The 15,429-nt window shown below is 45.8% G+C and carries 12 protein-coding genes; 5 read left to right on the forward strand and 7 right to left on the reverse strand.

What is annotated here, in order from left to right:
- Window positions 1-326: 326 nt before the first annotated feature.
- The 4 genes from ACJB0T_RS02850 to ACJB0T_RS02865 form a co-directional block, all read right to left on the reverse strand.
- The gene (locus tag ACJB0T_RS02850; RefSeq protein WP_479293046.1) at window positions 327-713 is read right to left on the reverse strand and encodes a hypothetical protein; all 387 of its coding nucleotides are present in this window, start codon (window positions 711-713) and stop codon (window positions 327-329) included.
- Window positions 700-2,037 carry a CHASE2 domain-containing protein gene (locus tag ACJB0T_RS02855; protein WP_479293044.1) on the reverse strand — a complete coding sequence of 446 codons (1,338 nt, stop codon included), beginning with the start codon at window positions 2,035-2,037 and terminating at the stop codon, window positions 700-702. The genes ACJB0T_RS02850 and ACJB0T_RS02855 overlap by 14 nt, the downstream gene beginning before the upstream one ends.
- A 482-nt stretch (window positions 2,038-2,519) precedes the next feature.
- Window positions 2,520-7,664 (reverse strand): caspase family protein, encoded by a 5,145-nt coding sequence (locus ACJB0T_RS02860; RefSeq protein WP_479293042.1) that lies wholly within the window; start codon window positions 7,662-7,664, stop codon window positions 2,520-2,522.
- Between the two features lie 43 nt (window positions 7,665-7,707).
- On the reverse strand, window positions 7,708-9,270 hold the full coding sequence (locus ACJB0T_RS02865; RefSeq protein WP_479293040.1) for an alpha/beta hydrolase: 1,563 nt from the start codon (window positions 9,268-9,270) through the stop codon (window positions 7,708-7,710).
- 846 nt (window positions 9,271-10,116) lie between these two features.
- Here ACJB0T_RS02865 and ACJB0T_RS02870 point away from each other — a divergent pair.
- The 5 genes from ACJB0T_RS02870 to ACJB0T_RS02890 all read left to right on the forward strand — a co-directional run bounded on the left by ACJB0T_RS02870 (window position 10,117) and on the right by ACJB0T_RS02890 (window position 12,912).
- Window positions 10,117-10,464, forward strand: coding sequence for a hypothetical protein (locus ACJB0T_RS02870; protein WP_475556175.1), 348 nt, complete (start codon window positions 10,117-10,119; stop codon window positions 10,462-10,464).
- A 13-nt stretch (window positions 10,465-10,477) separates the two neighbouring features.
- On the forward strand, window positions 10,478-10,954 hold the full coding sequence (locus ACJB0T_RS02875; protein ID WP_479293038.1) for an alpha-amylase family protein: 477 nt from the start codon (window positions 10,478-10,480) through the stop codon (window positions 10,952-10,954).
- A 678-nt stretch (window positions 10,955-11,632) separates the two neighbouring features.
- Window positions 11,633-11,986: a TraR/DksA family transcriptional regulator gene (locus tag ACJB0T_RS02880; RefSeq protein ID WP_479293036.1), complete on the forward strand. Its 354-nt coding sequence runs from the start codon at window positions 11,633-11,635 to the stop codon at window positions 11,984-11,986.
- Window positions 11,976-12,326: a hypothetical protein gene (locus tag ACJB0T_RS02885; protein ID WP_479293035.1), complete on the forward strand. Its 351-nt coding sequence runs from the start codon at window positions 11,976-11,978 to the stop codon at window positions 12,324-12,326. The genes ACJB0T_RS02880 and ACJB0T_RS02885 overlap by 11 nt, the downstream gene beginning before the upstream one ends.
- Before the next feature lie 370 nt (window positions 12,327-12,696).
- Complete coding sequence (locus ACJB0T_RS02890; protein WP_475556171.1) at window positions 12,697-12,912, forward strand: hypothetical protein; 216 nt, start codon at window positions 12,697-12,699, stop codon at window positions 12,910-12,912.
- Between the two features lie 90 nt (window positions 12,913-13,002).
- Here ACJB0T_RS02890 and ACJB0T_RS02895 read toward each other — a convergent pair whose 3' ends face one another.
- From ACJB0T_RS02895 to ACJB0T_RS02905, 3 genes are all read right to left on the reverse strand, one after another.
- Window positions 13,003-13,530 (reverse strand): opioid growth factor receptor-related protein, encoded by a 528-nt coding sequence (locus tag ACJB0T_RS02895; RefSeq protein WP_479293033.1) that lies wholly within the window; start codon window positions 13,528-13,530, stop codon window positions 13,003-13,005.
- The gene (locus ACJB0T_RS02900; protein ID WP_479293032.1) at window positions 13,520-14,116 is read right to left on the reverse strand and encodes a hypothetical protein; all 597 of its coding nucleotides are present in this window, start codon (window positions 14,114-14,116) and stop codon (window positions 13,520-13,522) included. The genes ACJB0T_RS02895 and ACJB0T_RS02900 overlap by 11 nt, the downstream gene beginning before the upstream one ends.
- Before the next feature lie 74 nt (window positions 14,117-14,190).
- Window positions 14,191-15,375 carry a cell division protein FtsZ gene (locus tag ACJB0T_RS02905; protein ID WP_479293030.1) on the reverse strand — a complete coding sequence of 395 codons (1,185 nt, stop codon included), beginning with the start codon at window positions 15,373-15,375 and terminating at the stop codon, window positions 14,191-14,193.
- Window positions 15,376-15,429 lie beyond the last annotated feature (54 nt).

Below are 15,429 nucleotides of genomic sequence, written 5' to 3' on the forward strand. Positions count from 1 at the left end.
CCGTCACGTGCAATACTCATTTTCGATCTCAGAAATGGCGAGAGTGGTACATTTCTAAATTAAAGTTGCAGCTCAACTTAACTTCATTTGAGCCAACCACTCTACAGTGCTGTAGACGGTAGCTCCATTGCCATTGGGTTTCCTTAACACTCGAAAACAGCATATTGTTGGCTTAGAGTATCGAATGATTCAAACTCAGCCCCTTCGTTTTGATTCTCGCTGACTAATCTTCCCGCAGTGTAAGGAATATCTGCTTTATACAGTACTTCTCCTTCCAGCGTATTGCTTATAGAACAGACCAAATAAGATTCACAGTTGAGTAGCGATTACTCAGTAATACACTTCACTTCCGCTTGTTGTCTAAAGCCCCGCATGCCAAAGTTCTGATGATCTTCCGCCTTGGCATTCTTCGTCCGTTGACAATGCAATTGCAACGTCTCTTCACTCAACCTTACTGAAGCGTTATTGACCCATACTGGCCCAATACCACTCAGTTCAACCAGAACTCGTCCTTCCTCTGCACGCATAACGTAAATAGGAGGCTCCGGCAAAGTATCCACAACGAATAGCGACCAATTGCCGTTATCAAACTCTAGATCGACCACCGGCTCCAACCAAGCTTCAATAGAGAGGGCCGCTGCAGAACTCAATAGCAAGTGACTAGACAGCAGAGCACACAATATCGTAGAAATGATTCGGTTAATGCACTTCATAATAAGCCTCAAGTCGATCCAGCACCTTACCACCTAGCCATCCCATAGCAAGCAGAAACACCCAACTCGAAGGCGCAGCGTCGTATAAACCATACACCACGCCCACGATCAGTACCACGTATAGCAAACTCATTCCCCAGAACACCTTCTTGAGTGTCGGCTCAGCAATGCGACCCTTTACCGCTCGTCGAAACGCCAATAACAACAAGGTATAGAAGGTCCAAATCGCCAAGTTCAGTTCACGGGCGTGAGGTAAGTCTTTGGTGTAACTCTGGCCGTAAACGATCAAGTTGTCCAATGCCATGGCGTGAAAGAAAACACCCGGTACCGCGCCATGAACCGGCGATATGACGTAATCGTGAATCCCTTCGATTTGCCCACCTACCAGCACGATTTTGTTGGTTATCCAACGTCGTAGCATCTCCCGATCCGTCTCATCGCCCGATCGAGCCAGTGCAAATAACTCGTCGGCATACAACACTTTTTGAGGAGGGCATGCGACTTTGCGCTCAACCGGAGCAAAGCCAGGAATCATGTTGTTCGCGATGCTTTTGGTCACCGCCCAGAGCAGTCCACCAAGATTGCTGGCCGGTTTTTCGCATTCGGCGGCGCGATGCGCCAGCAACACGGGGGCCGATAGCGCACTCCATTTTATGCTGATGGGGTGAGCCGACTCAGGCTCGGGTAGTGAGCACGCTCCCTTGTCGCAATACCTTTCATACAACGCCGCCGCTATACTCTTCTCACCGCCAACATATACTGGATATAGATTCTGACTCAGGTTCCAGCCATTAATTGCTAGCGTTGCGAAACGTTCCAGACGATCTTTGACTTCAGCAGTCATCGAAGAGTCCCTGCTGCCTTTTGCCAAATAGAGGTGCGTTTGTGTGATTTGCTGTATCTGCTCCAGTTTACTTAATGCCCGCTCGAAAGAAGGGTCCAGTGATCGGCGCTTTATCCACATCACATCATAAAAGAGCGCCTTGGGATCATTTACCATGATAGCCGACAGTAAGTTTACCTGATCCAGATAGGACAGTGGCCAATCATTCGATTGCCAAATAGCTGGATACAGATTGTCTATAGCGCGGTCATTAAAGATCACTATCAGAATCTCGTGCTGGCTTTTGTCTGATTCGTAGGTTTTCGCGCTCAGGCGATAGATAGCACGCTCACTCGCCCGCTCACTAGCACTACCGATCCCGTAAGGGTCTACAAAGATAATCCAAGAACCGAATAGAAAGAGCAACAACCACTGACACAGGAAAGGCGACTTCCCATAGATCCATCGTGTTTTGTTCTTTAACCAGATACCTACTCTCATTTCGCACTACCATCCCGAAAGGCTTTTCCAACATCCATATCCTATAAGCTTAATCCGGTGGTAGACGAAGACAAGCCACTTCAACCTGAGCCTCAAAGGCACGTCATAACGCCAAACTCAGCTCAATACATTGGCTGCTCCATGGCTCTGTCACCCTGTTCAATTGCGTGCTCTCGCGCACTGTTTCTCATACTCAGTACAGCAATAGGATCCGTGTCAACTTGTAGCAAAAGATGTACAGTTTCAAGCGTTCCCGAATACACCGCCCACAGCAGAGGTGTTTACCTTGAAATCTCGGCATCAAGAGACAAGCTGTGCTTTAGCCGCGACCTTTCTAACTCTCTCAACCAGAACACTGGCTGCAACAAATGTTCAGCCAAAGTCGAATGACCATCCGTCACACACAAACTCTACCGCGTTTTTGTTGCAAAACACTCCTTGCGGAGCGGCGCCATGATGCAGAAAAATCACGACGTGAGCCATTATTTAAGGAATAAGGCGTTATCCTTTGAAAAGTCGAACAATACCGGCTGCTGTATCTTGCTGGCTATCTGACTCTTCTCCCGGCCAGATACCGCGCTCAAGCCACGTGTGCCCGGTGTTAAGCTGCTGAAACCACCGGATTTGAGCTCATCCACCAATTGCGGTACACGCTGTACCCCATAGTTCAACCACTCACGTGTGGAAATACGGTTATCTTTCGGGAAGTAGTCTGCTTTTCCGGATCCTAATCCTTCTTTTGCCAAGCTGTAAGTCAAATAACCGTGATTCAAACTTGAGCTCTCTAAAGCGAACTGCTCGGCCTGACTGGCGCTCAGGTAAAACATCTTTTTATCCCACGCCAACTGACCAAGGCCCCGGCTACCCATCGGGCCGGGTTTAAAACCGTTACTCGCCAACGCACCGGCTGACTGGCAGGCATCCACAATCATTACCATGCTACCGGCGTCTATCTGTTCGATCAAAATGGATAATTCGTTGGCAGACAATGTGCGCGCTAACATATCCTCCGAAATGACCCGACTGGTTCCTTTCCCGATATCACTAGTGAAGAAGTAGAATTCGCCCTGATGCAGTAACCCGTGACCGGAAAAGGTGAAGATTACCAGATCATCCGGCGTAACTCGTTCGATTTCAGAAGCATTGACCACGTTAGGTATCTCTACCGCTTCCCCTGCCAAACGACGTAGCACCGCTGCCAACGTGCCCTTATCAGCATTGTTCTCGGCATCGTCCGACAACAGTTGAATCGGCACAATCGTATAGTCTGTACTAGTGGCTAGATTGTCACTGATCATACTCACCATCTCTTGGGCATCATTGACGGCATACGTCAGATCCCACGAACGGTTACTGTACCGATTTATCCCGGTCGATAAAATATACGCCTTAGGCTTGCGTACATCCAATGTCGGGAGGGTCACTGACCTTGTGCTAACCAAACTTCGGATCCCATGTAGGTTAAAAGCATAAGCACTAAACTTGACGGAGGCTCCTGCGCTTTTCTGAAATCGGGTAGGCAGTTGAATACTGTCGAAGCGGACTGTTTGTTGCGGATCAGTTGACAGATCCACCGCCTGCCCTACCAATACTTCATCCCGGAAGAGCTGAATCGAAGAAACCCCTTCCTCCCCCGATGTCAGTTTCAGTGCTACATCAATGGTGCCATCGTTCATTATCTCTATCTTTTCTATGGCCACCTTTGGCTGACGCGTATCGATATCATTGAGGTCGGAGACATCCGGGAACGGCTCCCCCCTCAGCGCCCGAACCAATAACCCCGGTTCATAGAACGGTTTCATAAACAGTTCCAGTGGTTTCGGGTCAAACGGCTGTTCATACAGTACCCAAGATGCTGCGGGAATATCACCGGGGGTATTACTATCATAACGGCCAGAAGCATCGGTTACCAACCAACCACCGCCGTCGAGTATCATCAGTGTAACGATAGGTTGGAATGTCTGGGGATCCAAAAAGAGCAATTTCTGATCGGTGGTCGTAGCATGCAAATACCGACCGCTTGCATCAAATCCAGCTTTCACAATCACATCGTCAATCACCGCTACAACCCGGCCCTGGTCAGATGCAACCACGAAGGTCTTGGATGCCCCATTAACGAGCCGATACTGGGTTTGGTTTCGGGGATCCACAAAGGCTGTTGCCACATCCCCATAGATTTCTTCTTGTTGCGTAATCTCACCGTTGGTGCGCGAAATGTTCGAGTGGCCTCGCTCAGTCAGCAGCGAAAACTCTCTGGCCGTCACATCGAACGCGAGGACATCATCACTACCATTTAAATGTTGTATCTCATCTTTTAGTTGGATACTTTCACCTCGTTCACCGTTAGTCACATTCAGCGAAAAAAGTTGGCGATGCTCATCTGTTTTTGCATAAAACCAGACCGTGTCACTCGGCCGCCCATCTATTTGAGGCATGACAAACAGCTTGTCCCCACGGCGGGTAGTGATAAGGTCAGAAGTCTCATCATGATTTATCAACCAAGGATAGCTGACATCGCTGAGAAGGATTTCATGCTGAAGCTGCTGGTCACGCCAATGCAGTCGGGTTAACTGAAAGCGCTTATCGTCACCGGTTTTTCCGTTGTTGGTCACAGCCAACCAACCATTTTGAATAGCCGTTATCTGCATGTCCCGACTGTCGTTTTCGATTTCGACATGTTGCATTTCTAATGTGCTGAGGTTCAGCACCGCCAACGTATCGCCATAACGATGAGTCAGCAATAGGTGAGTATCATCCAGAACATCTATTCGTCGATATTCATCTTTAATGACCAATTGGGTGTTCAATTTACGGCCACTGTTAAGCGACCAGAGCTGCAGCTTATGATCGGAAATAAGAGCCATCATTTGCGGTTTATCCATGATCACTACCTGCTGCATAGGCAGGTTGTAGGCACGTAGCATACTGAGCTTTTGATCCGTTTTCCGATCAAAGACTTCAAACACGCCATCTTTCTGAGAGATATGGAACGTTTGTGAAGTGGCTTCATGCTTAGACTCGAAACCACTAGGAAAAACACCTTGAGCATCCACTGGAGTCAAGTCGTCCAACTGATAATAATGATTCGCCAGGCTGGACGCATAACCCGTACGGATACGAATAATTTGGCCATTTTTCGACAGTGCCAATCCTGAAATTGTATCAGGTAGATTCACAATCTGCCTGGCGTGGCTGGCGTAGTCCCAAACCACCAAGTGTTCCCGGAAAGCAGTAACCAGTCGTAGCCCATCGGGGGACAACCTGACGAAGTATGGCCTATCAGTTATGAATCCTACCGTTGGGTGATTAATCTTACTTTCAAAGTGAGCTAGCTCGGTTCGACTACTAGTGTCGTACAGACTGACCTGAGAACCGGACGCAAGAAGCAATCTGCTTAATGGCTCGTTCCAATCAAAGTCTTCGGTTTCACCAAGCTGCTCGTCGAGACTCCACACCGGCGCTTCCCGCACCAGATCCCACAACTGAAGGTACTTTTTATAAGAGCCTTTGTTTTGTACTATCGCAAAGAGCTGAGTTCCGTCAGACGACAACTGAACTTTACTCACTTTCCCCGTGGTCAATCGGATTTTTTTAATGGCACGACCCGTCGACGGTTTCCACAGCCATACTGCGCCGCCTCCAACAGCTGTAATAGCAATATCCGCCTGATCTGCTACCGAGAACGGACGATTGAACACCCGACCAAACGCATCAGTTTTGTTATCTGGGTCAGTGAACACGGCAAGGCTAGCTTTATGCTGTATGCGATCATAATAGTCAGATGACAGTAACATATTCTGGTGAAACGAAACATTCGTGGTGTAAAACAACGGTGCTTTGGTCAGTAGTGGATAGTAATAGTCCAGAGTTATCGTGTCTGAGTCTGGTGTGGTAAGGATTACCTCCAGATTTCTCAGTAGTATCTGCTGGTCGTGTTTACTTTCTGCCAGCAAGGTGTTCATGTCATTAATTGCCCCTTGCCGATCATTTATCAAAACTCGAACCAAACCGGCACTCACCCGATAGGTTCTTTGGTAACCCTTCCGCGGATTAGGGTTTTCGATGATGGCCGTTAGCTGCTCAAACGCTTTGGCATACTCACCTTTCGTTAAATAAGCTACCACAAGGTTATGCCGGAACAGTAGCTCGTAATTGCGACCGTTATCCTTCTTCAGGGTATGTTGCTCCAGTGCGCGGTTCAACACATCGCTTGCCTGTTCAGCCTCATCAACTTTGATCAAAATGGCGCTGTGGAGTAGCGCCGCATCTCCATGAGCCACATTGTCTCCAAGAGTGGCTATTAAACTTCGAGCACGTTCAAACTCCCCGAGATTATAGAGGTTCTCGGCACTCTCCAGTACCAGCTCATAAGCGTGGGTAACCGCAACCTCACCTGGTTGAGCAGTGTGCTCAAAATACTTACCGACCGTTTCAATGGCTCGATTGGTGTAGTTTTGCGCCACATTATTTTGTCCGTATTGCCTTAGTAAGGACGCCTGAAGTGCCTGTGCTGAAAACTGATAAAACAGAGAAGGTTCTCTCGAAACAATGCGATCCAACTCTGAAATGACCAATTTCAACACATCAGGGTCATTGAGCTGGGACGCCATAGTCCGCCATAAGTACAACTCGTAACTGGAATTCATCGGAGAATCGGGTAACGCTGCAAAATATGGAAGGAGCGATTGCCACAAGGAGTGAATCGCGCTGATTTTTGCTTGATTTGCTTCGTAACCACAGCTTTGAGCCAAGCTGTTTTCATCCAGAGCGTAAGCAAGATAAAACACAGCCTGATCCCGGTCGTGCCTTATGGTCGCAAGTTTCGCCAACAATAACGCTGAATCGATCCACTCGGTACTATTAGTGCACTTTTGCTCGCCAGTATAATTATCTATTATCCCCTGCCAGAATTGAGATTGTTTGATGGCTCTTGTCAAGAACCACCGTTCCAGTTCCACCATTCGGATGGTTCGGTCAAAGGTGACACGCTCTTCCTCAGATAACTTTTTTCTCTCCTCAATGAGAGCAGGCATAGGTGGAAACTGCGTTTCGATCTTCTTGGTTTCGAGCTGAGGCAGGTTGACATTGGGATCAAAGAGGCTAGTGGCCAAATATACCCAGCCCCCTACTTTGTTGATCACCTCTTCAGCTTGTTTGCGCTCTGCGTCTGGTAATGCTTCCGTCATGTTAAACGCCACGTTATTCAACCTGTTGGCTTCAGACAACAGTGAGAATTTGTTGTATCCAGAGTCCAACTGGCCCCATACCTGTTGAGCTAAGCGACCGCGAATCCAGCTTAGCTGTAACATGAACTGCCAACTAAAGTCGTATTGGTTTGCGTCTGTTTCGACAAACTCCTGAAGCTTGCGTTTATACTGCTCGTCAAGGACTTGGTTACAGAGACCGAGCTCTTCCACCCCTACCAACGCTAACGGGTACTGTTGACCTCTGACAATAAGCCGATGGCAGGGTGCTGGCATTTCCTCGTCGAGTCCCATCAGCTGGTATTCTTGCCATAGCGCGCCGGCACTGTGTTCTAACCCAGTGATCCACGCATAACTCGCCAAGCCTTTTCCGGACAGGCTAAACAGCACAGCGACACATAAAACCTTGATGACCTGCCTCATTTCCCCTCCTTTGGGGTTGTGTTCATGTTGACAGCGGATGGATTTACTCGGCTAGCGTCCAGTAGCGGCCTTTTTCTGTCACGACTTCAGTTAGGGTCCTCTGACCCGGTGCCACCCCTTTGATGTGTTCCACCAAGTCTTCGATCACTGGCAGTTTGTTAGCATAATATGAGTGGGACTCTGGAATGCTCCATGGTGCTGCGTTCAGACCACTAGTGTCGATAACATCAATGTTCTCGATCAAACTCACCGGCATTCCTAAGCGCTTGGCTTGATTGACTTTGTTGGAAGCAATCAGTGCACCATCATTCTCAGAAGTATACAAAGCCCAACGATCCGCCAGTCGCGTCACCCGTTCTGCAAGCTGAAACTGAAACCACTCACTGTCTACATCTGGTGCCGCCAGAACTACGCTGCTAAATTTCAGGTGCTTGGTTTCTTCTTTTAGAGACATCTCATCTAGAGCATTTAACAGCACCTGATTACCCATGCTGTGCGCGATAATATGGATGTTCGTTTTGGGGTTCTCCGCATGTAACCGAGCCAGGAAACCGGCAAAGTGGGTAGCGCTCCAAATGGCGTCTTCCCGATCAGCGGCATAGTCGAGCAGCTTGGCATTGGATGGCCATGAGAACAACAGAGGCACTCCAGTAAAGTTGAAATCGTACGCCATCTGAGCTGTGCGTTTTATCGCCGCATTAAACGCTACATTGTAGCCGTGTAAGTACACAATAATGCTGTTATCCCACTCAGTTCCATCTGCTTTAACTGGGAGCTGGGACCAAAATTCATCACTTCCCATCTCTGAGACAGATCGAATCAATACGTGCTTATCGCTGTCTTGAAACCATTCTATAGACAAAAAAGGCTGTTCGATGCTTCCTTTTTCGTGATTAAACGGGATAGACACTTCCGCCTTACCGTAGTGAATGGGTGCCTCAATATCCCGATCCTTACCGTAATAGGCACCGCGTTTGTCGTCGCGTGCTCGCGTGGTTCCGTAATAAACGGTCTGGACGTGGAATGCTTTATCCTCTTTGAATCCACGGTTTTTTACCGCTGGGGTCTCTTTAATGTAGGTAGCAAGTTCGGCATATGTAGCGTAGAGCTCTTCCGGCATCGCGATTTCTGCAGCAGCAAACACCTTTGCCTGTACCGCTGCGATTTGATCGAGTGACAGACCCAAATCTTCCACAAACCGAGAACCTGGGCCTAGTGTGAGCTGATTTCCCAACACCTGACGTGAGACCTGAACAGCGCTCACTAACTCAGGGAAGATCTGAGAACAGGATGCCGCGATCACCACGACCTCTTGGTCACCCCCCTGTTTTTGGATGCTATAGACCTGACTGCTCTGCTGCTGTTCATTAATCCAGAGGATGTGGGTGGCATTGAGGTTAGAAGCAAGCGCAACAAACGGTGACTGATAAGAAACTATGACGTTGGCATGATCCCCAAATAGCACCTTCAACGTCTCTTGAGGAAGTACACATTTTTCTGTTGTTGTCGCCACACTGTATGAAGAAAACAGGATGGAAATCATCGTAACCAAGATAAACCAAAGGTGCTTAATGCCAATAATCCAATATTCAGTAATTGTAAACATGCGCGCCACATCTCCTTCACAAGTTAGCTGTAGAAGTATTATCCATTGTCGAAGTATTATCCATAATACCTTACCTAATACTAACAGCTCACACCTACTTGGATTATGTATTTGGGCCGTTCATTATTTTCCTCGCATCAGTAGTTCAGTCTACATTGCGCACAAAGTTTGTTTACAGTAATCACTTAAACTAGAGAGAGTTTTTTAGTGAAACGTCCGGTTTTTCAAGTGCAGATTTCTTACTCACAAACCATCTCAATGTCACCATGAAAGCTCTAAACGACAGCTTATTCCTTGAAGTTCACTGCACATAACCTAAATTTAAGAGAGGTAGTCGGTAGCTCGCCGTTAATGAGTATGGCTTAGCGATGGGAACTCGCCTCAGTGAATACGTGTTCCCCTTGATGTATTCACTGTTCTTTCCAGTTTTACTTGCAATCTATCAACTCTATGAAGCAAACGTTTTATTGCAAGTTACCCACTAAAACTGTGTACAAAACTCAACCAAAACTAGCAACATCGTTCAATCAAGACCCTGACAAAATAGCTCTTTAAATTCAACAGAATAAAGTCTAAACCTGCGAATTAATGCAAAGACTGCATAGGGCGAGCGCGTGTTTTTCATACACCAACTGTCAATTTCTATCACTTGAGCCAATTTAACGACGATTAGTAGAAATAGTAGAGAACAACCAGTGTCAAAATAACATCAGATTATACATAACCATATGAAAAAGTTAACTTTTATATAACTTTCAGTTTGACGCTGGAAACACAATATTATTAGAGGACTCCTTTGCCCTATGCTAACCTCAAGTTGTGTTTAACCCGCCTAAGGGCTTTGAAATGTTTGCTCAAATCCATCACACCGAAAGACGTAAATCACTCAAAGTAGCGACCAAAATCCTAGAAAAATGGGGGTGTACACAACATCAGGTGGAGCGACTACTGAACACAAACCATTTCGAAAATCCTGAAAACGACAGCTTGATACGAGCCAGCTACATTTTGTCGATCCATTCATCATTAAGTCTATTTTTTTCGAGCAAGGAAAGTGTTTACAGCTGGGTATCGAAAAAGAACCTTCACCCCGCTCTCGGTGGTTCACGTGCTCTTGATTTGATGCTTACCGGAGAACTGCGAGAACTGAAAAAAGTCGCAGACATTGCCAAGTCAATGATCTACTCAAACTAAGGATGTACGCATTATGAAAATTCTATACTTTATGGCCCGCCGTACTCTATATTCTTATAGCTACCTGACGAAAATTGGAGCGACTACCATTGGTTTAACTCAGCCTCAATTGTTCAAAACCATACCGTTCGACGTTAAAGCTGTAAATGCACTAACCACAGCAGCACAAGAGCATGGGTATTTACTCTACCCTATTGACAACCAAGACATATATAGAGACCTCATCAATAACCGCGTATTTCCTAAAGAAACCTTAGCACCGGATATCGACTGGGTAGGAAAAGTGAGGCTTGATGAAGCAGACCCAGTCAGACGCTTATTAGCTCACGCTCATCAATTAAACGTAGATTCTTGGTTCGTTTATGGTGATGTTGACCTATCGCATCACGCAACCTTCGCTGCACGCCAATTCCTCAGCAAGCACTGCAACAATATTAATCGAGATCTCGCTGACAAGATTTCATCGTACATTACAACGAAATCGCATTAAACCGTGCGTGATTTGCCCAAGTTGCAAGATACAGGAATCAACTTGGTGTTAAAATTTCACACCCATACATCGAACCCAAACCATTGGGCGTGTGAATTCCTGGTAACATTAGCAAGATGCTCATAGTCCCAATGTCAGCAAAACTTGTAAGAGATCGTCCATAGCAATGGACATAATGCATCTGGATTCATGGCTAAACCTACTTGGCCATACACATAACCCTCTGTTTTATCGTTCTACTAATCCGTACATTGCTTTATCAAATCAATCTTTACCTCGCGTTAACACCCATTTCATTCCCTAGGCACGTAAAATATCTCTCATCGACGGGGCTAGTCGAGTACAAGGAATGCCTTTAGAGATAGGCATGGTTTTTGAGGATAGGAAAGCCAGAACGGAATCATAAGGACACCGCGTATGGATGGCGATTTGGCCTGATAAGGATACTTCAACTCCAAGGAATAATTATGGACACCGCTAGGACAGCGATGGGAGCCAGAAGCTGAACGATATCAGCCAGTTCATTAAGGATGATTTTGCATGGAGCAACATAAGTAGCATGGGGGCTACTGCGTCAATTTAGGCTCCGATGATGGTTTTACCTCTCGGGGCTACTTTGTTTATTTTGACAAATAGCTTTTTGCGCATAAAAGGCATACAAGCCAAGGAAAACAACACATGGATTTGAATCACATTGAAGCTCGTATTCAAGAAGAGCTTACTCATACTCTAGCGAGTATCGACAATACCCGCGCACAGTTAAGCCAATCCGCCGTTCAATCTAGCGATTGCTGTGACACAGCTGACCAATTGCAACACCATTACCAACTGAACACGATTATGGGTCGTTTGAATGCACGCGCAAATGCGTTAACCCTCGCTAAAGCAAAAGTGTCTTTGAATGATTATGGGTATTGCCAAGCATGTGGTGACGACATCGAACCGGCTCGTTTAGCCTTTGATGTCACGTGTACACACTGCATTAGTTGTCAAACCAAAAAGGAAATAAACCAGCACCTTTATGCTCAGTAAAACTGATGTATTGGTAGCAGGAAACGGCCTTTTTAATACTCTGAATATTAAGGAAAATATGATGAATGCCACTTCTCATTCATTTAACGATTGGTATAGCCTCACTGGACAAAGAATGGCCGACTGGGATAAGAATGGACTGTCTTTAAAAGAAGCAGAAGCCTACTTAATGGAATATTTCAGTGACTTCCCTGCGGCAGGTGTTGAAGTAGGAAAATACATTGCAGAAAACTGGACCAGTCGTCGAGTTAAAATGTTAAACCCAAGAGCAAGACAAATACTGATACAAGTTTGTAATGATTACGAGCTTGTCATCAATGAAGGCCACATTAATAGATAACGTATTGCCCTGAGGTCTGCCTTAGGGCTCCTTCCAGTTTTACTTGCAATCTACCAACTCTATAAAGCCAACGGTTTATTACTATCACCCTACATCTACCGCTCATTACCCCTACAGAACTTGCGCGAGTTCACAATAATAGATTCATTACTTAGCAAGTCTGTAAATAAATACCGAAACAGAGTACTAATTAATTCTTTTACTTCATAAGGTTAACATTCACACTCGAAAACACGGGCAAGCTACATTCACAATAGAAATGAGAAGCCCAGATGCATTCTAGGGCGGTATTTGAAGTATCTGACAAAAATGTATATATTTCACGCAAACGTTTTCCTAATACTACAACAACGTCCTTCAGGCTTATTACATGAATCATTCAACATTTGATCTTCTTAAAAATACCACACGTGGAAAAATAAAAAATATCGAAAGGATCCCACCTTGCAGTAAAGAGTCATTGCTCGATGCCGTCGACAATGTGACGGATCTAGACGATATTATCGTTATTAATCAGGCGATAAAAAAACTTATTGCACACGAGCAAGCTTCAACAGTACGTTCAAGTAAGGCAGTAAGATACTGAAAATGATCCATTAAATACATATTCTTGGCATATATAGACTGCAGTGGCAAAGTCAGATTGGCCACGATTTCACAACTTCTTTAACTCTCTTTATGAGTCTGAGTCCAAGTCGGCCGCTGCCTTCAACCAATACCCCATCGACTCCTCACTAACCTCTCCGTGCTCTTTCGCAACCTTAATCACAGCCTGTTGAAATTGGTAGCTGAGATTGTGTTGTCCGCAAAGCGCAAGGCTTCTGATGATTCGTGAAATACGAAGGTGGTTATGTCCACCCCGCTTCAACCAAATATGCTCTCGGATGTTTAACTGACCGGTAGGAACGATTTCCCCCTCTTTCCACTGCAAACCAAAAAAGTGCAGCAACAAATCTAAAGATTTTTGCTGCGCTTGCTGAAGCACTTCCGACTCAAAAAATGCAGCTCTGTCATCTGTGGTCAAAACAGGCGCATGTCGGTTGAACTTGGTTTGCGCATCAATAGGAAATAGCCACTGAATGTACTTATGGTCGTGCTCAAGCCAAAAACTATTGAAGTCCCATATCTCGCTAATGAATCGCCCTTGGTGATCGGTACCTTTTCCGAGTTGAAAGGCGATCAATGCGGACTGTTCAGTCTTCATAAATGACATCCAGAAGTCGAAAATCAGGGTCGGTTACATAACTGCCTTCAAGGAGGGGATAAACGGCCTTATAGGTTGCCGAAGCACGCTCAGGATCTGGTGATACCAATCTCAGCTGATAGCTGCATATACTGCTGAAGCAATGCATTTTAAAGGCTTGATAATAGCCTTGGTATTGTGTGCTTTCGCTAAACCTAACCATCCGTTTGCGGTTGAAGCCTTGTTCAAAGCCAGCCAAGTCTGGAAGGAAATACTCTGCACTTTCCATCGGGACGTAGTAGTTTTCACCATCTTCAGAAACGTGCTGATAATCAGTAACTAACACTCGTTCAGGTACCAATGTCCATGGAAGTTCAACCGACAAAAAGAAGATACCTTGGACTTCAATTTGCTGTTGAAGAAAGTGATAAATTTCTGAGCCATCAACAGCGAGACTAACCACTTCTCTATCTTGTTCGATAACCAATTTCTCAGTTAATGTAATGCGAGCCAGGTGATACGGATATGGCTCTATCTCAGCCTTAGCGGGTAAAGAGCACAGTATTAGTTGCGCCAAACCTAAAAGGCCAATTAGCGAGCGTTTCATATTTTTCTTTTCAAGCAAATGTGACTACACCTTTCCAGTAAAAAGCCGGAAGCTTAAGCATTGTGGACGCTCCACTAGTTCTTTTTAGAATTTCTCAAAAACGCTGGAATATTTAGGTATTCCATTGCTTCTCTGCGCGTTTCTGGTTCTGTGCGAGTTGCTGCTACCGTATTACCCTTAACGTTCGTCTCAAGCTTTTCTACAGTGACAGGCACTTCACTTTGGCTGACGGTATCTTTTGGTGTCTCGTTAGAGATAGCAAGTTTGATGGACTGATAACCCTCTGGCACACTTTCCTCTGTATCTGAAATACCTGTCCCGATGATGAAAATCTCAATCAGATGCTGCATATCCGGCTTTTCAGTAATACCACTAACGAGAAGAGTGCTCGGTTTGAGCATACTTGTGATGGTGTCATTGATCTTGTTGTAAGTGCCTACCGTGATTTCTTCTCTGACATTAACCTGCACCAACGCCCCCTTCGCCAAGGTCATATCGCGATCTTGATAAATTGGATTGTTTACGGCGGCTTTGACAGCTAGTTCGACAGCAGACTGATCATCAGCCTTACTAGTGCCCAAAATCGCATCACCCGTCTGAGACATAACAGTAATAAAATCATTAAGATCGATATTCACGTAACCTGTACTGGTTAACATATCAATCAAAGCACGAAGGGTATCCTCCAGCATTCGGTCTGCATGCTTAAATGCACTGAACACACCAACACTCTCACCCAACGTTTCAAGTATATTATCGTTCGGTAACGTGACGACTGCATTAGCTAACTGTTTGATTTGCTTCAAGCCCTCTAAGGCATTCTTCATTCGAAGCTCACCTTCCGTCTTGAACGGCAAGGTAGGAATACATATGACTGGCTTGTTGCTGTTTCTGGCCAATTCGATAATGAAAGGCGTCGCACCTGTTCCCGTGCCACCACCTAAGCCGGCAGTAATAAAGATAATATCCTGACCGTCAAACAACGCCTTCAAATCATCTTCGTTCTCTTTTGCAGCATCAAGCCCTACTTCCGGTCTTGCTCCAGCACCAAAACCATTGGTGAGCGAGCGACCAATCAAGAAGTTTTCACCCGATTTGCAACGCTCAAGAGCCGAAGCATCTGTGTTGATGTTAATGATTTTAAGGTTATCATCCTCGATGGCATCTCCAATGGTCGAAGAGGTATTGCACCCGCAACCACCAACTCCTAAAACCAGGATTTTGGGCATTCCATTGTCGCCATCAACCGTAAAAATCATCTGCAGTTCCTTTCTTTACTGATTGATTACAAATATATATGAAATTATTCGCGC

The sequence above is a fragment of the Vibrio sp. CB1-5 genome, assembly GCF_059412285.1.